Source organism: Deefgea salmonis (assembly GCF_020531905.1).
Classification (GTDB): Bacteria; Pseudomonadota; Gammaproteobacteria; order Burkholderiales; family Chitinibacteraceae; genus Deefgea; species Deefgea salmonis.
In genome coordinates this window covers 12,736-33,656 of record NZ_JAJAWG010000004.1, presented here as the reverse complement: position 1 = coordinate 33,656, position 20,921 = coordinate 12,736, and the positions used below count along the sequence as shown (strand labels likewise).

The following is a 20,921-nucleotide window of genomic DNA, read 5'->3' as shown; positions in this document are numbered from 1 at the left end:
CATCGTGAATTAGTAGACGTATTCTGCTAGCGGTGGCGGCGCGAGTCGTTGCCAATCGACACCGCTCACCAACCATTGCCACTGCGCCGCATCCAGCGTAAACACTGCATCGCCCGATTGTGGCCAAATAAATCGACCGTGATGCAAACGCCGTTGCGCCAACCACACGCCAGAGCGATCCCACAGCAACACTTTGAGGCGATTGCTGCGCTGATTGCGAAAGGCATACGCCGCACCCTCGACGGGTGAACGCTGCAAACTGGCGTGAATCTTGGCCGACAAACCCTCGATACCGAGGCGCATATCGACCGGTTCGACGACCAATTGCAGCGAAGTGAATGGCGGCATCATGCCAAACCGCGCAATAAAGACGCGACCCAAGCCGGATCGGTCGCCGCAGGCAAAGTCAGGGTTACGCCGGAGGGGAAATTCAACTGCAACTGCACCGCAACGGGTGCGGGCCATTGTGCGGGCACGATGCTTGAAGCCGATGGTTTCGGGGCGATCTGCGGTTCGGTGATTGCAGCTGAAGATGCGTCGGCAGATTCGAGGCGGCTACGGCGCAGCCAACTGGAAAAAGTAGTGCGTTTAAGCTGGTGCACTCGGACAAACTCGGCTTGAGTTAAACCACTAGCCTGCCAACGTTGCACCCATTGCAAAGCATCAATCCACCGTCCCATGGTGCGCTCCCAAAAATCAAAAGCGCAGCATGCCTGAATTAAAACGACAATTGAGGTGGAACGGCTGAGCCCTTACAATTTACCTCTAGGTAAGGCTGAGCCCTTACCTTGTTACCGAGTAAAACAAAAATGCCCCGATTGATTCGGGGCATTTTTGTTGGATACACAATCGTATTTGGCATTCAGGACTTCGAAGCGTTAACGACTAAACTCCTGCGCCATGCGCTTGCTCATCAGCGTGGTAGCTAGATCGAACCATTGCGCCTACTGCCGCATGTTTAAAGCCTAATTCATAGGCGTGTTTTTCAAAGACTTTGAATTGATCTGGATGCACATAACGCAGCACCGGCAAGTGACCGTTGGATGGCTGCAGGTACTGACCGATGGTAATCATATCAATATTATGCGCGCGCATATCGGCCATCACTTGGAACACCTCTTCATCAGTCTCACCCAAGCCGACCATAATGCCCGACTTGGTGCTGACTGCTGGATAAAGGCGTTTGAATTCTTTGAGCAAGTCTAATGAATGCTGGTAATCCGAGCCCGGGCGCGCTTGCTTATACAGGCGCGGCGCGGTTTCTAAATTATGATTCATCACATCAGGCAAAGCGTCTTTGAAGGTTTCCAGCGCCAATTCAACCCGGCCACGAAAATCGGGAACCAGCACTTCGATTTGCGTTTCTGGGCTCAATTGACGGGTGGTTTGAATACACTCCGCAAAATGCGCGGCACCACCGTCGCGTAAATCATCCCGATCAACCGAGGTAATGACCACATATTTGAGCTTTAATGCCGCAATCGTTTCGCCCAAGTGACGCGGTTCATTCTCATCGAGCGGATTCGGTCGGCCATGGCCCACATCACAGAACGGGCAGCGCCGCGTACAGATGTCGCCCATGATCATAAAGGTGGCGGTGCCTTTACCAAAACACTCACCAATATTGGGGCAAGTTGCTTCTTCACAGACCGTATGCAGTTTTTGCTCACGCAAAATCTGTTTGATTTCATAAAAGCGGCTGTTATGACTGGCCGCTTGCACGCGAATCCATTCGGGCTTTTTGATTTTGGTTTCAAGCTGAACGATTTTAATCGGAATACGGGCCGTTTTCGCTTCACCCTTTAACTTAACACCGACTTCTTTACTTGCCGGTTTGCTGGTGGGCACGCTGGCCCCTTCTTTGATTTGATCTGTCATATCGTCCGAATTACCGTACTTTTTATGCGGGTAATTGCTTGATTTGTTGAAGAATTTTGTCGGCCATTTTACCGAACAAATCTGCGGGTGTCTTGTTAATCCCCATATCGAGCATGCGCGTGACTTGCAAGCCTTGATAGCCACAAGGATTAATTTGCTGAAATGGCGCTAAATCCATGCTGACATTCAATGCCAAGCCATGATAACAACAGCCATTTTTAATCCGCAAACCCAAGCTGGCAATTTTAGCTTCAAAATCAAAACCCTCACGGTGCAGCATCACATACACGCCCGGCGCATCCACTTTGCCATAGGCGGTAATGCCCTCATCAGCAAGCACCGCAATCACGCTGTTTTCAAGCAAGCGCACTAAATCGCGCACGCCCAACTTATGCCGTCGCAAATCGAGCAATAAATACGCAATCAACTGCCCCGGACCATGATAGGTGACCTGTCCACCCCGATCGATCTGCACGATCGGAATCGCGCTTTGGCTCAAAATATGCTCAGGTTTACCCGCTAAGCCTTGAGTAAATACCGGCGGATGCTCCAGCAACCACAATTCATCAGGCGTGCTAGCTCCGCGTTGACTGGTAAATGCCTGCATCGCCTCAAAGGTCGGCAAATAATCGACTTGCCCTAACTGTTTTACAATCAAATCTGGCACTTAAAGCACCATACGAACCATATGATGCGCGCGTAAAGCGGCGTCAAGCGCGTGTACTTGCTCAACATTTTCAAAGGTAATCATCAACGTTAAAGCATGGTAATTGCCACTGGTTGACGCGCGATGCTCAATTTGGTCTTCTACAAAATCAGCGATCAATCCTTGCGTGACTTGGACAATTTCTTTGACAAATTCAGCATGGCTAATGCTTTTATGACTCACTACTTTCACAGGAATTAAGACCGGAAATGTGACTAAATCTTCTAGTTTCTGACTCGGTACATCTGTAAAACCTACCATTATGCTTACTCCTGTCCACGGTGCATCACCGTCATTTTAAAATCTTGGTACAAACCATACATGGTTTTATATATGGGGCCAACTTGGCCATTTCCTACTGCTTGCCCATCCAAATTCACGATGGCGAGAATTTCTTTCGATGAAGACGTCAACCAAACTTCATCCGCTTCACGCAGCATCTGTGCCGTAACTCGCTCGAGCTGGAGTGGCAAAGCATGCTGGCGAGCCAGCTCTAAAATCACGTCATAGGTGATTCCTGTGAGCATTAAATTTGACGGCGCTGGCGTATAAATTACCGCGTCTTTAACGATAAAAATATTGCTCGCAGCACCTTCAAGCATAACGCCATCGCGCAATAAAATCGCCTCGGCAACGCCCGCATCCACTGCTTCTTGCTTGGCCAGTACATTAGCCAATAAAGAAATGGCCTTGATATTACAACGCTGCCAGCGAAGATCATCGCAGGTGATCGCACTGACGCCAGATTCAATGGCCTGCGCTGGTGGCGGCTCAAGGGGATCGGCAAACATCAATACCGTCGGCGTGGCTTGTAGCGGAAAAGCATGCTGGCGCGGATACGCGGGACCGCGCGATACTTGTAAATAAATCGATTGATCGACAAACGTTTGCGCTTGGATGAGGGTCTGAATATGCTCACGCCACGCTGGCCTCGAATACGGGTTTTCAATGCTAACTTGGGCCAAATTATGAGCTAGCCGCGCCAAATGCTCATCCAAGCGAAAAGCAACCCGCTGATAAACCGGAATCATTTCATAAACGCCGTCACCCAATAAAAAACCTCGATCCATAACCGAGATTTTTAACTCAGCCAACGGCGCAAATTGACCATTTAAAAAAGCAATTTTATGCGGTATTTGCATGGCAGATCCTATCAAATAAAGCGCCGTTACGACACTGCGTCGCAATGTGGCGCAATTGATTCGTAGGGCTTGGAGAGATTTGTATTCTCAGTCTATACTCAGCAGTATTTTCAAACAAACGTTTCATAAGGTGGATCCATGAGCGACTTAGCTGCCCGTTTCAAAACCGCACAAGATGAAGTAGTGAATCTTAATGATGCCCCCGACGTTCAAACCAAGTTACGCCTTTACGCGCTGTATAAGCAAGGCAGCGAAGGCGACGTCAGCGGCAATCGTCCTTCTGCCATTCAATTTGTTGCGCAAGCTAAATACGATGCATGGGCCAAATTAATTGGCACCAGCAATGACAGCGCAATGCAGATGTATATTGCGCTAGTGGACGAATTAAAAGCCAAAGACGAATAAACCCCCAGGGGGTATTACTAGGGTCTGTTGACGTTTGGTTTGCGGATCGCGTTTGTGCTGATTTTGGCCTGAAACAAGGCGAAAGACGCGTGGCATAGTCATTCTATGCAAGCGTTTTTCAACGCAGTGTCAGGCTGACTTGATTTCAAAAAGCCGCAGCCAAACCCTAGGGGCTGGGCGCTTTTCGCGGCATATCTGCGTTATTTCATGCTCGAATAACGGGTTATTGGTCGCATAAAATGCCTTGATCTGCCGCGAAAATCGCGTAAGCAGCGACTGAAAACCAAACGTCAACAGGCCCTAGAGGCTTAAACCCTTTTTTTGTATTTGCATGGTTTCAAATTGCGCGGCAGTGATGGGTTGGCTAAATAAATAGCCTTGAATCGAATCCGTTCCTGCCGAGCGCAAAAATGCCAATTGCGCCTCGGTCTCGACCCCTTCAGCCAACACCGACATGCCTAGCGTTTTGCCCAAACCGATGATCGCCATCACAATCGCCGCATCATTCGGATCTGAACTAATATCACTGACAAAGCTTTGATCGACTTTTAATTTATCAAATGCAAAACGCTTTAAATACGCCAAGCTGGAATAACCGGTCCCAAAATCATCCAAAGACAATTTAACGCCCAGCCGTTTAATGCCCTGCAACGTGAGCATCACCTGCTCCACTTCTTGCATCATGACCGACTCAGTCACTTCAATTTCGAGATATTGAGCGGCCAACCCTGATTGATCCAGTGCAGTTTGAATCAGTTGCAATAAATTGGCCTGATGCAATTGCATCGGCGACATATTGATGGCGATGGTAATTGGGGCCAATCCCGCACGTTGCCACTGGGCAGCAAGACGACACGCCTCGAGCATCACCCAATTACCAATCGGTAAAATCATCCGTGACTCTTCAGCAATCGGAATAAATTTGACCGGCGAAACCAAGCCTTTCTCTGGATGATGCCAACGAATTAAGGCCTCTGCGCCAATAATTAGCCCAGTTTCTAGGCTGACTTGAGGCTGGAAATACAATTCAAATTCATTATTTTCTAGCGCATTGCGCATGCTGGTTTCTAAAATCAATCGCTCCGAAGCCCGCGCATTCATATCGGCAGTAAAGTATTGATAATTATTGCGACCATTGGTTTTGGCCTGATACATTGCCACATCGGCATTTTTAATTAACACATCAGGATCATGCCCATCATCTGGAAAAACACTAATCCCAATCGACGTCGACGTTGCAAAGTTACCCGCTTCTAAAGTAAAGGATTGCTGAAACGACGACAAAATTCGATCAGCCACATCACCGGCAATCAGCGGATTAGGTAGATCGGCCAAGACTAAAACAAATTCATCACCACCGAGGCGAGATAAAATGTCTTGCTTACCGACAATTTGCCTTAAACGCGTCGCCAATTGCGACAGCACCATATCACCGGCAGAATGGCCCAAAGAATCATTAATGGTTTTAAAGCGATCTAAATCTAAAAATAACACCGCGAGTTTTCGATTATATTTTTCAGCACTGGCCAAGGCCAAACGCAGCTCATCACGCAATAAATTACGATTTGCTAAACCGGTAACACTATCAAAATTGGCCAATTCAGTAATTCGATCTTGCGCTTCTTTACGTTCAGTAATATCAGTCATGGTGCCAATTAAACGACTGGGTTTACCGCGTGAATCAAAATCAACAAATTTGCCTCGGGTTTGAAACCAACGAAATTCACCGCGTTTAATTTTTCGACGAAAATCAACCGCAAATTGCGCCGAATGTCCGGCGTAATAGTCTCGATAAGCCGAAACAGCTTGCTCTTTATCAATGGGATGTAATTGTTCTTTCCATTTATCAAAAGTCTCAACCAATTCACCTGGTTCATACCCTAATAAACGATCATATTCTGGGCTGGTAATCGCGGTTCGACGGCCATCTAATGGCATATCAAATAAACCCGTACTCGATGCCTCTAAAGCCAAACGCAATTGCTGTTCAGATTTAACGATTGCTTCTTCTTGCATTCGCCGCTCCGAAATATCTCGCACCACAGCACAGTTATATTCTTGGCCTTTAAATAAAATGTAATTGGAATGCACTTCACACGGAAATGATTCTCCAGTGCGGGTTTTCAAACAAATCTCGTCAAATAAATGTCGATGTTGACGTAATAAATTCCAAAATTTAGGCCAACTATCGGGTTTAAAATCTGGATTAATATCTCGGAAACGCATGGCCAATAAATCATGCTCGGCATAGCCAAATCGATGGCAGGTTGTGGCATTCACATAGCGAATATGCCCCGCCGGATCAAGCCAAATGGCCATATCAGCACCATTTTCAATGGCGACTTTAGTTAAATATAAATCAGCCTCAGTTCTTTCTAATCGCGTTAATTGTCGCAATACATAAATGAGTAAAGCGGATCCGGCCAAAAGCAAGGTGAACGCAATTCCCAGTGTGATATATGTTTCTCGCCACCAAGTGGCTAGCACGGCATCTCGATCAATACCAATTGAAACGCCCAATGGCCAGCCAACAACCCGGTGCCAGCCATAAATTTTTGCAGCTTGATCTAAAGAATGACTTTCATAAAAAATGCCCTTCTCGGTACCACTAGATACACGTTCAAAGAAATTTTGATGCGATATATCCCGCCCGACTTCACCGGCTAAAAAAGGATAGCGTGCCAAAGAAATACCGTCATCACGAAATAATCGAATCACGATATCTTTGTTATTGGCCATTGAATTATAAAACTTTTGAAAATAATCCGGATTGAGTCCCGCAACAATAACGCCTGAAAAATTATTTTTGCTATCCAAAATAGCGGTTACAAATGGAATCACATCGTGCTGGATGATTGGGTCGCTTTGCTGCTCGGCGATATAATATCGCGCTTGTGGACGTGACCTTGCCACACGGAAAAATTGTGCGTTTGCGACATTGATTTTTGCAATCGGATGTTTCACGCTGGAAGCGGCTAATTCGCCGGTGTCCCAGGCAAAAGCCAGACTACTTAATTGCGGATATCGAACCACAACCCGCTGTAGATAGGCATGCAAGCACGCGGGGTCCTTTACGGCGACGCAAGATTGAAAGACCGCATCTTGCTCAATGGCCGACAAAGCAAACATGGTCGATTCCATCGTGCGACCAACATGTTCTTCAAACGCACGGGTGAGCAATAGCATTTCTTGCTCGGCTTTAGCGAGCGCCGCTTGATAGCTGCGCCAAATCGAAATACCCTGTATGACTAAGGTGGCAACAAAAACACAAATAAACAAAGCCACCAGAACATGACGAATTCGCCCTAAAGAATCTCTTGATTCTGCTTGCTCTGAATTAGAAAGGGTATTGGTCACGCAGTCTTTCTCGATGAAATAAATAAAGTGAAACCTCAGTAGCGTAAGATTGTGCTTTATTCTGAATATAAAAACATCTATTACCCATCAGTCATGGTTTTTTAGTCATGAATTACTACGATATTCTTTGTTTCAAATAAAACCTGCCGCAAAATACTGAATACTTGCAAAAAGTACCTCGGTGGTTTCAACACCTAGATTGAACATGGGTGATTTGAAAGCAAAAAAAAAACAAGGAAGGGATCACCCTTCCTTGTTTTAAGCAATGCAATTAACGTGTAATTGGCTTATAGCGAATTCGTTTTGGTTTTGCGCCTTCTTCACCTAAGCGTTTTTTCTTATCCGCTTCATATTCTTGATAATTACCATCAAAGAAATTCCATTGCGAATTGCCTTCCGCCGCCAAGATATGCGTTGCAATCCGGTCAAGGAACCAACGATCATGCGAAATAACAAACACAGTACCGGCAAATTCAAGCAATGCATCTTCTAGCGCACGCAATGTTTCGACGTCCAAATCATTCGATGGCTCATCCAGCAGTAATACATTGCCGCCTTTGAGTAGCGTTTTAGCCAAATGCAAACGACCACGCTCACCACCGGATAGATTACCAACTAATTTAGCTTGATCGCCGCCTTTAAAATTAAAGCGTCCTAAGTAGGCGCGACTGCTCATCTCAAACTTGCCGACGCTGATCACATCATGGCCATTTGAAACGTCTTGAAATACCGTTTTGTCGTTCTCTAAACCTTCGCGACTTTGTTCGACAAACGCCATTTGCACGGTTTGACCGATTTCAACTTCACCGCTATCGGGCGCTTCCTTGCCAGCAATCATCTTAAATAAGGTGGATTTACCCGCGCCGTTAGGCCCGATAATGCCGACAATCGCACCCGCTGGTACGTTAAAGCTTAAATCATCAATCAATAAGCGCTCACCAAAGGCTTTGCTGACCCCTTTAAACTCAATCACCTTTTCGCCCAAACGCTCCGCAACTGGGATAAAGATTTCTTGGGTTTCGTTGCGTTTTTGATGCTCAAAGCTAGAGAGCTCTTCAAAGCGCGCAATACGGGCTTTTGATTTAGCTTGACGCCCTTTCGGATTTTGACGAACCCATTCCAATTCTTTGTTTAAGGCTTTTTGACGTGCCGACTCTTGCGATTCTTCTAACTTGAGACGCTCTTCTTTCTTTTGCAACCAAGTCGAATAATTGCCTTCCCAAGGAATACCATGCCCACGGTCTAGCTCCAAAATCCACTCAGCGGCGTTATCCAAGAAGTAGCGATCATGCGTTACGGCAACCACGGTACCTGGGAAGCGCACCAAAAATTGCTCTAACCATTCAACCGATTCAGCATCCAAGTGATTGGTTGGCTCGTCGAGCAGCAACATATCTGGCTTAGACAGCAGCAATTTACACAAAGCAACGCGGCGCTTTTCACCACCAGACAATTGGCCAACGATCGCATCCCATTCTGGCAAACGCAGTGCATCGGCAGCGATTTCAAGTTGCAACTCTAAATTATCGCCAGCACCCGCAGAAATAATCGCTTCTAAACGACCTTGTTCTTCGGCTAAGGCATCAAAATCAGCGCCTTCTTCGGCGTAAGCGACATAAACCGCTTCCAATTTGGCTTGCGCTTCAAAGACTTCGCCGAGGCCACTTTCAACTTCTTGGCGCACGGTATTTTCAGCATTCAATTCTGGTTCTTGCGCTAAATAACCAATTTTGATGTTGGGTAAATGCTGAACTTCACCTTCAAATTCTTTTTCAACCCCTGCCATAATTTTCAGAACAGTCGATTTACCCGAACCATTCAGGCCCAGCAAACCAATCTTTGCGCCGGGGAAAAAAGACAATGAAATATCTTTAATAATCTGACGTTTTGGCGGAACAATCTTGCTCACTCGGAGCATAGACATTACATATTGAGCCATGAGTAACCTATAAAAAGTCGGAAATATAATAGGGCTAGAGTTTACCAGCCCCAGTCCATGCCGCGCTATCTTTCATATTGGTCCAGTCATTGCCCATTGTGATGCATCAGGCCTGTATTGCTCGGTGGCCTTTACTTTAAATGGCTCAGCAAGCAATACCCGAACCATTCAATGCGGTGCGCGCCCATGCCATGACTTGAGTGCCATTGAACGCATTGGCTAGCTTGATCGATCGTGGCGCAAAATTAAAATCAATCTCTTGTGCCGGATTCGCGAGGCGATGCGTCATTTGCGCAATGTGAGTAATCATGCCTTGTCCATCACTGACGATATACAGCCCGATAAAACGCTGCGCCATCGGGCGTACTGCGGCGGGCAATTGGGCAATATGCCGAGCGGACAAGAGTTGCGCCGAGCCACGCCAAGCCGGCTGCACCCATGCTTCAAGCAGCACTAACGGGATACGTAAAGTTTGTTGCTGCAAAAAGGCATGGTCAGAGAGACGAAAACGAATTGACATGACGGCGACTCCATATAGAACGTACGTTCACAATACTAGAGTGCGACCATCATCGCAAGCCAAAAAAGAACGTTTGTTCTATAAAACAACGCTCAAATAGACACCCTCGATGGATGTTATTTTACCCTTTGGGGTATACATCACCAACGCTTGTACAGCAAAGCGGAGCAGGCAATACCCCGTTGTTGTTTATTGTTCTAATAAGGCTTTTTTGAGTTTGTCTGGGATATTTGACAGCACCAGCGTATCGCTGTGTTTGTCGTAAATTACTGCCCCCGAGCGCAAGCTGGCGCGATCAAACTCCAGCTTCCATTCTGGCGCAGCGGCTTTAAAGCGCATCAGTGGCTTAATCGCTCGGCGATCCGGAACAAAACCATCAACGAGCCCAAGGTCGTCATGCTGTAGTGCGTCCTGTAATGCCTGTGGCGCATCCGGGTAAATTTGGCTGGCGACCTCGGCTAAGTTCACTTCGCCCTGCTCATTGCCCATTTCATCGAGTAAATTGTGTGCGCGCTGAAACACTTCGTCACGATCTTGTGCGCTGAGGGCCTGCTGCTCGACAAATTGTTCCAGCCCTTTAACTAGCTTTTGGGTTTCTTTAAGCGGCGTCACCATATCGTTACAGCCTAAGAACAATTTGAAATACGCCGCCACATCACCGCGCCCGCGCAAAAAGCTCACATAACGCTCACCACCGGCTTGCCATACGCCCAAATCAATTCGCCCTGCAACGCGCAAATGATCCATATCCAAGTGAATGCTGTCTTCAAGGTGCAGATCAGCATTCACGGCCGTGCCAATCACTTCCCCCACTAAGGCAAAAAAGAGAAAGTCCATCTCGCTATTGCTAACGTGCGCCATCAACACATAGCCGCCGCTGGCCTCAGCCTCTTGCTCGGCACGCACTTGCAACTGCGCGATCGCCTGCTGAGAAAACCCAAGAAAATCCGCATCGTCCACGTAGCGACGCACCAAGGCCGGCATCGGAGATTCGTGCTCGTCCTCTTCAAACTTGCCAAAGCCTTTGCCATTGCGACTGCCATACAATTGGCATAGATGGTCGACCAAACGCTGCGCCGCACTATTGACGGGCATTTCAGCCGAGCTCAATGCCACTCGCGCCGGGCCATTGGGCTCTTTATGTAATTGATGAATGATTAAATGCTGGAGGGTATTGGGTGAGGTCGACATGCAAGAATCCTTAAATCAGATTCCCCATTATCCCACCGAATGCAGTGACTAGATATCGCGAGCCATCGTTTCATGCTCAAAGGTCGTACTGCTTTGCAACTGAATCAGTACTTGGCAGCAGTCATCAATATGGGCGTTACCTAGCATGCGCATCGCACCATAGCTAATTCCAGCCGCGATGGCTGAGCCTAAAAACGGCACAAATTTCGCCGCTTGCTTACTCGCCAGTCGAACCCCCACACGTTTGAATGCCAAGAGCAGTAATTCTTTTGACAAATACTTACCAATTAAACTCGAGCTCAGCGAACTGACAATCACAAAAACGCGCTGTTTTAACTGCGGATTAAGCTGATTAATTTGCGCCGCACTTAAGCCAAATTTTTGATTAATCTGCTCCACCATCCGCGACATAATCGCCACGTCGGCACCAACATCGAGCCCCGGAATCGGCACCATGGCAATCGCACCCGACACCATCGATTGCTTGGCCACCATGCTGCGGCATTCAACCCGAAGCTGTTCGATTTCAGACAAAGTCATCGCTTGCATTGTGGGCCTTTGTTAAATATTCATTGACCGATAGACTCAACAAAAATCGAAGAGTTCCAAGTTGCCACCCAATTCAATTTACAATATTTAAGCAGGTATTCATTTCTAAGCTATATCAATAAACGTATAGAACTAAATACCCTTCAATAGCTGCCATTTACCATTGAGCAAACCCTCAATCGGTCGATATTGGGTTTTGTATTCCATTTTGCGGCAATCTTTAATCCAATAGCCCAAATACACGTATTGCAAGCCCAACTGCTTAGCTAAGCCAATTTGCCACAACACATTAAAAACCCCCAAGCTACGCGCCGGCAGGTCAGGATCAAAAAAGGTATACACCGACGAAAGTCCATCATCGAGTTGATCAATCAAACTGACCATCACGACCACGCCATTTTCGGTAAATTCAGCCAAAAAACTCGCCACCTGGCTTTTTAAAATAAAGCCACGGTATTGCTCATGCCCGTCTTGATCCATGCCGCCGCCGCTATGCCGCGATTGCTGGTAGCGTTGGTATAACAAAAAATGCTCTTCGCGAAACTCAAGTTTCATAATCCGCACCTTGAGCGACTCATTGTGCTTTAAAGCACGGCGCTGACTACGGCTGGCAACAAAATCCAGCACCGGCAAACGCACGGCAACGCAGGCTTGGCAATGATCACACCACGGTCGATACACAAATGACCCGCTCCGACGAAAACCTTGCTGCACTAATTGGCTATAAGCCCCAGTGGAAATCAACTCAGAAGGCACCGCGACCTGTGAACGAGCGGCCTGATCTTCTAAGTAACTACAAGGATATGGGGCGGTGGCATAGAACTGTAATTGAACTGTATGCTTACGAAATGTATCGTTCATGCGACACCTATAGACAAGCTAATTGGTATGGGAATATGACCATGGCCCAAGTCGATCAGGCTGGGCAAGTTGAACTTCTAGCTTAGCAATAAATTCATCACGAGCAATCTCTCTGGCTCCAAATCGCGCCAAATGTTCAGTATGCATTTGACAATCAATCATGACAAAACCCGCAGCAGCCAGCCATTGCACCGCATGCACAAAAGCGATTTTTGACGCGTCCGAACGACGCGCAAACATTGATTCGCCGTAAAACATTTTGCCAATGGCCACGCCATACAAACCGCCCACCAGCTCATCATCCATCCAACACTCAAAACTGTGTGCAAGCCCTTGTTGATGCAATGCGCTATATGCAGCCAACATCTCATCACTAATCCATGTTGCAGCAACGCCGGCTCGCGGGGCTGCACAGCCTTGCATCACCGCACTAAACGCCGTGTCAAACGTCACGCGATACGGACGCTGACGCACTACTTTGCGTAGTGATTTCGGAATAATCAGCTCATTGCTAAATAAGACCATGCGTGGATCAGGACTCCACCACAAAATAGGCTCATTGGGCATAAACCACGGAAAAATACCCTGCCGATACGCCATTAAAATGCGTTCTGACGACAAGTCGCCCCCCGCCGCCAATAAACCACTGGGCTCTTTGAGCGCCTGCGTCAACGGCGGAAAAGGCGAATGATGATCTAACCACGGGATCATAGTAAGGTGATCACAAAAAACTATTTCTTGGCTTTAATTTGGCAAGGATTACAAATGCCATAGATATACATTTCGTGATCTTGAATTTCAAAACCATGCTTAAGTGCAATGGCATCTTGGCGTGCTTCGATTTCTGGATCAAAAAATTCTTCAACCGCGCCGCATTTAACACAAACCAAATGATCGTGATGCTCTTCTTGCTTTAATTCAAAGACGGCCTTGCCTGTTTCAAAGTGATGTCGCTCCAAAATCCCCGCCTGCTCAAATTGAGTCAATACGCGATATACCGTCGCCAAGCCAACATCAATTTCTTCAACCAATAGCATGCGATAAACATCTTCGGCAGTCAGATGGCGCGCGCCACTGGTTTCAAACAGATTCAAGATCTTTAATCTTGGCCCTGTCGCCTTCAAACCCATGCCTTTTAATTCAGCCGCTTTGCTCATTGTTCTACCCTTCTTTGTTCCCCAGTCGTGCGGGAGTTACACAATCCGGTTATGATATAGCGTTTCCCGGTGACGCGCACCGGCATCCACGAGCGAATCAAACCAAGATGAAGGCCAGACTACTAACCGCATTTGTGACCGGCAGCTTATTATTAAGTGGCTGCAGCGTGGTCAATTTTATCACCCCTTATAAACTAGATATTCCGCAGGGCAATGAAATCACCGCCAAGCAAGTTGCCTTGCTACGAGTGGGAATGACTCGCTCGCAAGTTCGTTTTGCGCTTGGCACCCCCCTACTCACCGATCCATTTCATAAAGATCGCTGGGATTATATTTACCGGGATAGCCGAGGCGGAAAAGTCAAAGAGGCAAAAAACTTTGTTGTTTTCTTTAATGAAAATAGCCTAGTGCGCTGGGACGGTGATTACCTACCCGACCCTAAAGCTGAACCGGCAGAAAAAACACAGCCACTCCCCCCTAGCAATGATAATTTATTGATGCCGATCGATCCGAGCAATCCAGATTCAAAAATCATCGAAGTGAAACCGCTAATGAATGAAGGGTTTTAAATTATGACGATTAAAATCGCCATTGCCGGCAGTAGCGGCCGCATGGGCCGCATGCTCATTGAAGCAGTACAAGCTGCTGATGATGTGATACTGAGCGTCGCCCTTGATCGAGCCGGCAGCGAAGCCGTTGGCCAAGATGCTTGTGCGCACATAGGAAAAAATTGTGGGGTTTTAATTACCGATCAATTATCTGCATTGCAAAATGCGGATATTCTAATTGATTTTACCCGTCCAGAAGGCACGCTGGAACACCTGATTGTTTGCCAGCAATACGGCGTTAAAATGATTATTGGCACCACCGGTTTCGATGAAGCAGGTCGTGCTGCGCTCGAGGCGGCAAGCCAAAAAATCGCCATCGTTTCTGCGTACAATATGAGTATTGGCGTCAATCTAGTATTTAAATTACTTGAGATTGCTGCTGGTGCACTGAGCCATGGCTACGACGCAGAAATTGTAGAAATGCATCACAAACATAAAGTTGATGCGCCTTCAGGCACAGCCATTGCAATGGGGCAAGCCATTGCCAAAGCATGGGATCAGTCACTCAACGAGATTGCAGTGTGGTCTAGAGAAGGAATCACAGGCCCACGTGAGGATGGCAAAATCGGTTTTGCAACGCTACGCGGTGGCGATGTGATTGGCGACCATACAGTCGTTTTTGCCGGAGAAGGCGAGCGCATCGAGATCACTCACAAAGCCAGCAACCGCACTATTTATGCTCAAGGCAGCCTACGTGCTGCTCGATTTTTACAGCATAAAGCAACTGGCCTTTACGACATGCAAGAAGTATTAGGCTTAAAATAGCCAGTGGCGCTTGACCATCAGAATGATAAATAAAAATACAATCATTGATTTTTACACGCCGGCGAAAACTATTTATTTGATTTATGTAAGTTTTTTCTATTTAAACAATAGAAAAACCATAGCCAGTCAGACTGAATATTCGCACTAATTTAAGAGTCAAGCACAAAAAAACGAGGCATTAAGCCTCGTTTTTTATATTACAAAAACATTGATCAAAAAATAACAACCAACTACTTTATAAAACAACAAACTTCAACTCATAAAAAGTGCTTAATCATTAAAACAAATGACACAAGTATAAAGATCAACCTGCACGTTTTAAAAAAAAGTATCAATCGGTTAAAACAAAGTAACGGTTTATCAATGGAGTATCAGATCCACACTCCGCAAAGTGAAGCAACTCAATCACTATTTTCATGCTAAAAAAATACTGCACTACGGCAATGATCATAATAATGATCAGAAATCGCATCAACTAGCCAAGGTTGAGTAAACTAAAAACATCGGAATCAATCAAATATGACCTCCTTTGCTACAGTTCAACTACGAAAAACCAGTGCAATACAAAGAACATCGAAATGTAATTACATTTCTGTTGAAAGCGGTTAGTTCGATTGCTTTCAAATTTGAAATACGAAACTAAATATTAAAGCCACTATGGGCAAAGACCAAAAGATTGATCTTAATTAGCATTAAATGCTAGGCACCAAACACACGACACTGGAATCAATCAAATATTGCCCCCTTATCTACGGTTTAGTAAAGATCAGCAACAAGACCACCATTAATGACTGCTGTTTTGTTGCTGTAGTATTACTCTAATCCTAAATATTCATTCCTGCAACATATCCTGATGACCAAGCCCATTGAAAATTGTAACCACCTAACCAACCAGTGACATCAACAACCTCGCCAATGAAATATAAACCCGGGATTTCCCGCACCATCATCGATTTTGATAGCAACTGATCTGTATCGACACCACCGCGTGTCACCTCGGCTTTTTTATATCCCAAACTGCCCGATGGCTTAATGTGCCATTGGTGAAGCTCAGATTCTAATCGTTGCAGCTCTTTACTAGAGTATTGCTTGAGCGGCCTTATTTCACCATATTTAGCAAGCCATACCCCTACAAATCGTTTTGGTAATACATCAGCTAAAACGGTCGACAACAAGGCATCTCGATTGGCCGTTCTTAAAAAATCAGCCAAGTCCAAATCTGGAATTAAGTCAATTTCGAGCGTTTTTCCCGCTTGCCAAAAGCTAGATATTTGCAAGATAGCCGGACCAGAAAGACCTTTATGCGTCAATAAAATCGACTCGCGAAATGATGTATTTTCACAACTCACCACAACATTTTCTAATGCAACACCGGCCAATTCAGCCCATAAATCTTCGGCTTGAAAGGTCAAAGGCACCAATGCGGCGGCCAAGGGCTGTAAATTGAGCCCAAATTGCTTCGCCACTTCGTAGCCAAAGGCCGTCGCGCCAATTTGTGGGATGGATAAGCCGCCCGTCGCAATCACTAAGGCGTCGCTAAGCCAGACTTCGGTCGCTGTTGTGACTTGAAACTGCCCCTCCACTTGTGCCACCGCAATGACTTCGGTGCCCATACGCCAAATCACATCGCCCAAATTCACTTCCGCTTTGAGCATCTCAATAATGCCTTGTGAGTTTTGATCACAAAACAATTGCCCTAAGGTTTTTTCATGGTAAGTTAAGCCGTGCTTATCCAATAAAGCCATAAAATCAAACTGCGTAAATTGCTTCAGCGCCGACTTTACAAAATGCGGATTATTCGAGAGATAACACTCTGGCCGAACATTCAGATTGGTAAAGTTGCAACGTCCACCGCCAGAAATTCTAATTTTTTCGGCCAATTTTTCACTGTGATCCATCAAGACCACCTTACGACCACGCAGGCCAGCGGTGGCCGCGCACATCAGACCTGCAGCGCCTGCGCCGATCACAATGACATCCGTTTTATTCATCAAAACCGTCCTTATATTTAACCCCAATTGTACCGCTTTCATCCCCCCCTCACCGCTAAAGCTGAACCCCAATGGCATTATTACTGACGCACTCATTCACTTTGCGGCGTAAAATTACAGCACACTGATAAATCCCTAGGATTGAACCCATGCAAAAAATGATTGTTTCTGACTTGGATGGTACTTTGCTTGACCACGAACACAAAGTCGATGCGTTCACTGCAGCTACATTCCAAGCACTTGCTCAGCAAGGGGTGCACCTTGCAATTGCCACAGGGCGTCATTTTTTAGATGTACAAGGTATTCGAGAAACGCTCGGCGTGAAGGCGCACTTAATTACCTCCAATGGTGCACGCGTTCATGACCCTGAAAACAATGAGATTTTTGCAGAAAACCTAGATCCAGAGCTCGCACGTGCTTTAATGCAGCCCGAGTTTTCTCATGGCTCATTACTCAATGCCTATGTGGATGCCGGCTGGTTAGTGGAACGGGAATGCCCTGAATTAGTGGGGGTGTATTACAAGGACTCGGGATTTGGCTACCAAGTGACCGATTTGAAACACCACAACGGCGAAGATATCGCCAAAATTTTATACATTGGCGATCATGCCACGCTCACCGCCATTGAAAGCAAAATTATCGATCGATTTGGCGACCAAATTTATATTACTTTTTCTGCCGATGATTGCTTAGAAGTGATGGCGCCGACCGTATCCAAAGGCCACGCTTTGACTGCAGTCTTAGCTCGTCTCTCGATTGATGCCGAACACTGCTACGCCTTTGGTGATGGTCAAAATGACATTCAGCTGCTTGCGGTGGCTGGTCATCCTTTTGTAATGGGCAATGCCAGCCCCAAACTCAAAGCGGCCCACCCCAATGCGCCAGTCATTGGAAGTAATGATGAACATGGCGTAGCGCAGCAATTAAGACAGATTTTTAAGCTTTAAATTAACGCAAAAAAATAGCCCCACATATTCAAATGGCTTTGAGCAACTCAACGACTGACCGCTAGGCAGAGCGTTGAGTCACTCAAAGCCATTTTTATTCCTTTAACGACGTCACCAAAGCTTGAAACGAATTTTTTTCTTGATCAAAATCGTATAAAGCACCGCGTAAAATATCAAAATACCAACCAATTAAACTCAACGATCCTTCTTGAACTCGGCGAGCAATAAACGGAAAGCTCATCAAATTATCCAAAGAAACAATAATGGCGGCCATCTCACACGCACGAATTTGTCGATCGGGTGATTTATGCGCTAATTCACGTTTGACTTGATCTCGCGCGGCCTCAGCGATCCTCACCCAACGACCAATAAAATTAGCCTCGGTTTTGGGCTCACTCGCTTCCATCAACGCTTGAATACCACCACAACCAGAATGGCCAAGCACGATAATTTTACTGACTTCTAAATGCTCAACGGCGTATTCAATCGCCGATGAAACCCCGTGAAAAGCACCATCAATTTCATACGGCGGCACTAAATTGGCCACATTGCGAACAATAAATAAATCCCCAGGATTGCAATCGGTTAACAATGCAGGGTCAACGCGTGAATCAGAACAGCCAATCAATAATGTTTTTGGATTTTGGCCTGATTGCAACTCGGCAAATAAATCCCGGTGCTCACCAAAATATTTATGTTGGAAGCGGCGAAATCCGCCAATAAACTTTTCAATCTCTTCCACTTGAAATCCCCTATTGCTATTTTGATTTTCGCGCAATTCTACTGGTTTTCCGCAGGGTGTGCGTATTCAAGCGTATTCGATTGTGAAGTAACAAAAAGTCATCGTATATTAACTCGTGTTTACAGCGCCCTAATGCAGCATGCCACTTAAGTTCAAAATATTTGAACAAAACACACAAGTATTTACGCTATTCGTAAAGATCGTGAACGCTTATGATGCCTACACAATTCAGAAATACTGAATAAGGAACAATCAAAATGAAACATTCAGCGCCCAAAAATTATGATCATCTGCAAATCAGCCTACATTGGCTGATGGCACTACTGATCATTGCGGGATTTATTTTGGCATGGGTTTTTGACGATATGCCCTTATCGCCAGATAAATTTAAAATGATCAACTGGCACAAATGGACGGGTATCACCGTACTCGGCCTATTTTTCGTGCGCTTTGGCTACAAACTCCTCAGGGGTACCCCTGTCGTCGATCCGGAGTTACCGGCAATTCAGCGCAAACTCGCCCTAGGCGTCCACCATTTACTGTATTTTCTGATGTTTTTATTGCCTGTGGTCGGCTGGTTAATGAGCTCCGCTAAAGGTTTTTCCGTTGTCTACTTTGGCGTATTCAAACTACCCGATTTAATCGCAAAAAATGAACAAATCGGCAATTGGCTCGTCTCAGCCCATGAGTTAATCGCTTACACATTATTAGCGCTGATCGTACTGCACGTCGCTGGGGCGATTAAACATCAGCTCATTGATAAAGACGGTACCTTGGCGCGAATGCTGCCTTTTTTAAATCACAAATAAATCATTCAACACTGGAGAGCACGATGTTCCGTTCCTTGATTGCCGCAAGCTTATTACTGATTGGCAGCCATGCCATCGCTGCACAAAGTTTAAATACGGCTAAAAGTCAGCTGAACTTTACTTTTAAGCAAATGAACACCCCAGTTGACGGTAATTTTAAAAACTTCACCGCCAAAATTAATTTTAATCCTGCCAAACCAGAAACCGCCAAAGCGGAAATCATCGTCGATTTAGCCAGTATTGATGTCGGTGGCCCTGACGGTAATGGCGAAGCCAAGAAAAAAGCTTGGTTTGATATTGCGAGTAATCCCAAAGCGACATTTACTGCGACCAGTGTGAAAGCACTGGGTGGCGGCCAATTTGAAACTAAAGGCAAACTCATGATCAAAGGGGTTAGCCACGATGTCGCCGGCAAAATGACCGCTAAAACCGTTGGCAATGACTTATTACTTGAAGGCAGCATTCCGGTGCTGCGCCTGCAATACAAAATTGGTGACGGCGTTTGGGCCGACACCGGCACAGTGGCCGACGAAGTCATTGTGAAATACAAACTGCTGCTCACAGGCAAAGCAGATTAATCCATAGCGCCGTTAGAAACAGTATGCTCGCAGCGACTTCATCGCAGATCTTAGCGAGCATACAATTTTGTACCTCTCTATCGACTTACCCACTGGAGTTTTAACCATGCATCAATTCATTCGCTCGGCTCTTTTTGTCTCTCTGGCTGCAACTGCCTTTGCCGCACCCGAGGTCTATACCATTGATCCATCGCACACCCTCCCCACTTTTGAAGTGAAACATCTGGGTTATTCAACACAACGCGGCTCATTTGATAAAACCAGTGGCAGCATCACGCTGGATCTGGCGGCCAAAAAAGGTTCCACCGAGATCACCATCGACACCTCTAGCCTACGCTCAGGCTGGGAAAAACGTGATGCGCATTTAAAAGGCGAAGATTTCTTTAATACCGCAAAATTTCCAACCATGACGTTTAAAAGCAACGATTTTAAATTTGCTGGTGATCAGTTAGTCAGTGTGGTCGGTCAATTGACTTTATTAGGCGTGAGCAAACCCGTTACATTAAAAGTGACTGACTTCAAATGCAGCCCACACCCGATGAGCAAAAAACCAACCTGCGGCGCGGATGCAATCGCAACCATTAAACGCAGTGAATTTGGCATGAGCGCCTATGTCCCTGCAGTCAGCGACGAAGTGACTTTACGCATTCAAGTAGAAGCAAGCCAATAAGCATCAAACCGCCAGCAATGGCGGTTTTCTCCCCAATGAACGCTTGAAGTGCATAAGCTAAGCGATCGAGCTTGGCTTATGCACTTCAGGCGCAAAATCAATACGT

23 protein-coding genes are annotated in these 20,921 nt (G+C 46.2%); 7 read left to right on the top strand and 16 right to left on the bottom strand.

Translation table 11 applies throughout. The features are described 5' to 3' along the window. Positions 1-9: 9 nt before the first annotated feature. The 6 genes from tnpB to LG219_RS08220 form a co-directional block, all read right to left on the bottom strand. Positions 10-351 (bottom strand): IS66 family insertion sequence element accessory protein TnpB, encoded by a 342-nt coding sequence (tnpB, locus tag LG219_RS08245; RefSeq protein WP_226764032.1) that lies wholly within the window; start codon positions 349-351, stop codon positions 10-12. Further along, positions 348-680: an IS66 family insertion sequence element accessory protein TnpA gene (gene tnpA, locus LG219_RS08240; protein WP_226764031.1), complete on the bottom strand. Its 333-nt coding sequence runs from the start codon at positions 678-680 to the stop codon at positions 348-350. Before tnpA ends, tnpB begins: the two co-directional genes overlap by 4 nt. 205 nt (positions 681-885) lie before the next feature. Beyond that, entirely contained in the window at positions 886-1,878 is a 993-nt protein-coding gene (gene lipA / locus LG219_RS08235) for a lipoyl synthase (protein ID WP_226764030.1), read from the bottom strand. A gap of 22 nt (positions 1,879-1,900) precedes the next feature. Beyond that, entirely contained in the window at positions 1,901-2,536 is a 636-nt protein-coding gene (gene lipB, locus LG219_RS08230) for a lipoyl(octanoyl) transferase LipB (RefSeq protein ID WP_226764181.1), read from the bottom strand. 9 nt (positions 2,537-2,545) lie between these two features. After that, positions 2,546-2,845, bottom strand: a complete 300-nt coding sequence (locus tag LG219_RS08225; RefSeq protein WP_226764029.1) for a YbeD family protein — start codon at positions 2,843-2,845, stop codon at positions 2,546-2,548. A 5-nt stretch (positions 2,846-2,850) separates the two neighbouring features. Then, positions 2,851-3,726: a D-amino acid aminotransferase gene (locus LG219_RS08220; protein WP_226764028.1), complete on the bottom strand. Its 876-nt coding sequence runs from the start codon at positions 3,724-3,726 to the stop codon at positions 2,851-2,853. A 138-nt stretch (positions 3,727-3,864) separates the two neighbouring features. Between LG219_RS08220 and LG219_RS08215 the strand changes: the two genes are divergently transcribed. After that, positions 3,865-4,131 (top strand): acyl-CoA-binding protein, encoded by a 267-nt coding sequence (locus LG219_RS08215; RefSeq protein ID WP_226764027.1) that lies wholly within the window; start codon positions 3,865-3,867, stop codon positions 4,129-4,131. A 300-nt stretch (positions 4,132-4,431) separates the two neighbouring features. Here LG219_RS08215 and LG219_RS08210 read toward each other — a convergent pair whose 3' ends face one another. The 8 genes from LG219_RS08210 to fur all read right to left on the bottom strand — a co-directional run bounded on the left by LG219_RS08210 (position 4,432) and on the right by fur (position 13,705). Beyond that, positions 4,432-7,488 (bottom strand): EAL domain-containing protein, encoded by a 3,057-nt coding sequence (locus LG219_RS08210; protein ID WP_226764026.1) that lies wholly within the window; start codon positions 7,486-7,488, stop codon positions 4,432-4,434. 271 nt (positions 7,489-7,759) lie between these two features. Then, the gene (gene ettA, locus LG219_RS08205; RefSeq protein WP_226764025.1) at positions 7,760-9,427 is read right to left on the bottom strand and encodes an energy-dependent translational throttle protein EttA; all 1,668 of its coding nucleotides are present in this window, start codon (positions 9,425-9,427) and stop codon (positions 7,760-7,762) included. A 145-nt stretch (positions 9,428-9,572) separates the two neighbouring features. After that, entirely contained in the window at positions 9,573-9,947 is a 375-nt protein-coding gene (locus LG219_RS08200) for a hypothetical protein (protein WP_226764024.1), read from the bottom strand. Between the two features lie 189 nt (positions 9,948-10,136). Continuing rightward, positions 10,137-11,138, bottom strand: a complete 1,002-nt coding sequence (locus LG219_RS08195; protein WP_226764023.1) for a nucleoid-associated protein — start codon at positions 11,136-11,138, stop codon at positions 10,137-10,139. A gap of 48 nt (positions 11,139-11,186) precedes the next feature. Further along, positions 11,187-11,687 (bottom strand): hypothetical protein, encoded by a 501-nt coding sequence (locus LG219_RS08190; protein WP_226764022.1) that lies wholly within the window; start codon positions 11,685-11,687, stop codon positions 11,187-11,189. 132 nt (positions 11,688-11,819) lie between these two features. After that, complete coding sequence (locus LG219_RS08185; RefSeq protein WP_226764021.1) at positions 11,820-12,548, bottom strand: arginyltransferase; 729 nt, start codon at positions 12,546-12,548, stop codon at positions 11,820-11,822. An 18-nt stretch (positions 12,549-12,566) separates the two neighbouring features. Continuing rightward, positions 12,567-13,259: a leucyl/phenylalanyl-tRNA--protein transferase gene (gene aat, locus LG219_RS08180; RefSeq protein WP_226764020.1), complete on the bottom strand. Its 693-nt coding sequence runs from the start codon at positions 13,257-13,259 to the stop codon at positions 12,567-12,569. A gap of 20 nt (positions 13,260-13,279) precedes the next feature. Continuing rightward, the gene (gene fur / locus LG219_RS08175; RefSeq protein WP_226764019.1) at positions 13,280-13,705 is read right to left on the bottom strand and encodes a ferric iron uptake transcriptional regulator; all 426 of its coding nucleotides are present in this window, start codon (positions 13,703-13,705) and stop codon (positions 13,280-13,282) included. 107 nt (positions 13,706-13,812) lie between these two features. Here fur and LG219_RS08170 point away from each other — a divergent pair, with 107 nt between their 5' ends. Both LG219_RS08170 and dapB read left to right on the top strand, forming a co-directional pair. Beyond that, positions 13,813-14,274, top strand: a complete 462-nt coding sequence (locus tag LG219_RS08170) for an outer membrane protein assembly factor BamE (RefSeq protein WP_226764018.1) — start codon at positions 13,813-13,815, stop codon at positions 14,272-14,274. Continuing rightward, complete coding sequence (dapB, locus tag LG219_RS08165; protein WP_226764180.1) at positions 14,275-15,078, top strand: 4-hydroxy-tetrahydrodipicolinate reductase; 804 nt, start codon at positions 14,275-14,277, stop codon at positions 15,076-15,078. 824 nt (positions 15,079-15,902) lie between these two features. On the opposite strand, the gene LG219_RS08160 is transcribed toward dapB, so the two are convergent. Continuing rightward, a complete protein-coding gene (locus tag LG219_RS08160; protein ID WP_226764017.1) occupies positions 15,903-17,069 on the bottom strand; it encodes a BaiN/RdsA family NAD(P)/FAD-dependent oxidoreductase in 1,167 nt (388 codons plus the stop codon). Positions 17,070-17,218: 149 nt separating this feature from the next. Between LG219_RS08160 and LG219_RS08155 the strand changes: the two genes are divergently transcribed. Further along, complete coding sequence (locus LG219_RS08155; RefSeq protein WP_182076843.1) at positions 17,219-18,016, top strand: Cof-type HAD-IIB family hydrolase; 798 nt, start codon at positions 17,219-17,221, stop codon at positions 18,014-18,016. A 94-nt stretch (positions 18,017-18,110) separates the two neighbouring features. On the opposite strand, the gene LG219_RS08150 is transcribed toward LG219_RS08155, so the two are convergent. Continuing rightward, on the bottom strand, positions 18,111-18,758 hold the full coding sequence (locus LG219_RS08150) for a carbonic anhydrase (RefSeq protein ID WP_173531829.1): 648 nt from the start codon (positions 18,756-18,758) through the stop codon (positions 18,111-18,113). Between the two features lie 257 nt (positions 18,759-19,015). On the opposite strand from LG219_RS08150, the gene LG219_RS08145 reads away from it, so the two are divergent. The 3 genes from LG219_RS08145 to LG219_RS08135 all read left to right on the top strand — a co-directional run bounded on the left by LG219_RS08145 (position 19,016) and on the right by LG219_RS08135 (position 20,815). Then, the gene (locus LG219_RS08145) at positions 19,016-19,567 is read left to right on the top strand and encodes a cytochrome b (protein WP_173531830.1); all 552 of its coding nucleotides are present in this window, start codon (positions 19,016-19,018) and stop codon (positions 19,565-19,567) included. Positions 19,568-19,590: 23 nt separating this feature from the next. Further along, entirely contained in the window at positions 19,591-20,145 is a 555-nt protein-coding gene (locus LG219_RS08140; RefSeq protein ID WP_226764016.1) for a YceI family protein, read from the top strand. A gap of 106 nt (positions 20,146-20,251) precedes the next feature. Then, on the top strand, positions 20,252-20,815 hold the full coding sequence (locus tag LG219_RS08135; protein ID WP_226764015.1) for a YceI family protein: 564 nt from the start codon (positions 20,252-20,254) through the stop codon (positions 20,813-20,815). Positions 20,816-20,921 lie beyond the last annotated feature (106 nt).

What these genes read in the sequence shown, in the direction of transcription:
- tnpB (WP_226764032.1), bottom strand. Translation starts at nt 351, where the DNA reads ATGATGCCGCCATTCACTTCGCTGCAATTGGTCGTCGAACCGGTCGAT.
- tnpA (WP_226764031.1), bottom strand. Translation starts at nt 680, where the DNA reads ATGGGACGGTGGATTGATGCTTTGCAATGGGTGCAACGTTGGCAGGCT.
- lipA (WP_226764030.1), bottom strand. Translation starts at nt 1,878, where the DNA reads ATGACAGATCAAATCAAAGAAGGGGCCAGCGTGCCCACCAGCAAACCG.
- LG219_RS08225 (WP_226764029.1), bottom strand. Translation starts at nt 2,845, where the DNA reads ATGGTAGGTTTTACAGATGTACCGAGTCAGAAACTAGAAGATTTAGTC.
- LG219_RS08220 (WP_226764028.1), bottom strand. Translation starts at nt 3,726, where the DNA reads ATGCAAATACCGCATAAAATTGCTTTTTTAAATGGTCAATTTGCGCCG.
- LG219_RS08215 (WP_226764027.1), top strand. Translation starts at nt 3,865, where the DNA reads ATGAGCGACTTAGCTGCCCGTTTCAAAACCGCACAAGATGAAGTAGTG.
- ettA (WP_226764025.1), bottom strand. Translation starts at nt 9,427, where the DNA reads ATGGCTCAATATGTAATGTCTATGCTCCGAGTGAGCAAGATTGTTCCG.
- LG219_RS08200 (WP_226764024.1), bottom strand. Translation starts at nt 9,947, where the DNA reads ATGTCAATTCGTTTTCGTCTCTCTGACCATGCCTTTTTGCAGCAACAA.
- LG219_RS08195 (WP_226764023.1), bottom strand. Translation starts at nt 11,138, where the DNA reads ATGTCGACCTCACCCAATACCCTCCAGCATTTAATCATTCATCAATTA.
- LG219_RS08190 (WP_226764022.1), bottom strand. Translation starts at nt 11,687, where the DNA reads ATGCAAGCGATGACTTTGTCTGAAATCGAACAGCTTCGGGTTGAATGC.
- LG219_RS08185 (WP_226764021.1), bottom strand. Translation starts at nt 12,548, where the DNA reads ATGAACGATACATTTCGTAAGCATACAGTTCAATTACAGTTCTATGCC.
- aat (WP_226764020.1), bottom strand. Translation starts at nt 13,259, where the DNA reads ATGATCCCGTGGTTAGATCATCATTCGCCTTTTCCGCCGTTGACGCAG.
- fur (WP_226764019.1), bottom strand. Translation starts at nt 13,705, where the DNA reads ATGAGCAAAGCGGCTGAATTAAAAGGCATGGGTTTGAAGGCGACAGGG.
- LG219_RS08170 (WP_226764018.1), top strand. Translation starts at nt 13,813, where the DNA reads ATGAAGGCCAGACTACTAACCGCATTTGTGACCGGCAGCTTATTATTA.
- LG219_RS08160 (WP_226764017.1), bottom strand. Translation starts at nt 17,069, where the DNA reads ATGAATAAAACGGATGTCATTGTGATCGGCGCAGGCGCTGCAGGTCTG.
- LG219_RS08155 (WP_182076843.1), top strand. Translation starts at nt 17,219, where the DNA reads ATGCAAAAAATGATTGTTTCTGACTTGGATGGTACTTTGCTTGACCAC.
- LG219_RS08145 (WP_173531830.1), top strand. Translation starts at nt 19,016, where the DNA reads ATGAAACATTCAGCGCCCAAAAATTATGATCATCTGCAAATCAGCCTA.
- LG219_RS08140 (WP_226764016.1), top strand. Translation starts at nt 19,591, where the DNA reads ATGTTCCGTTCCTTGATTGCCGCAAGCTTATTACTGATTGGCAGCCAT.
- LG219_RS08135 (WP_226764015.1), top strand. Translation starts at nt 20,252, where the DNA reads ATGCATCAATTCATTCGCTCGGCTCTTTTTGTCTCTCTGGCTGCAACT.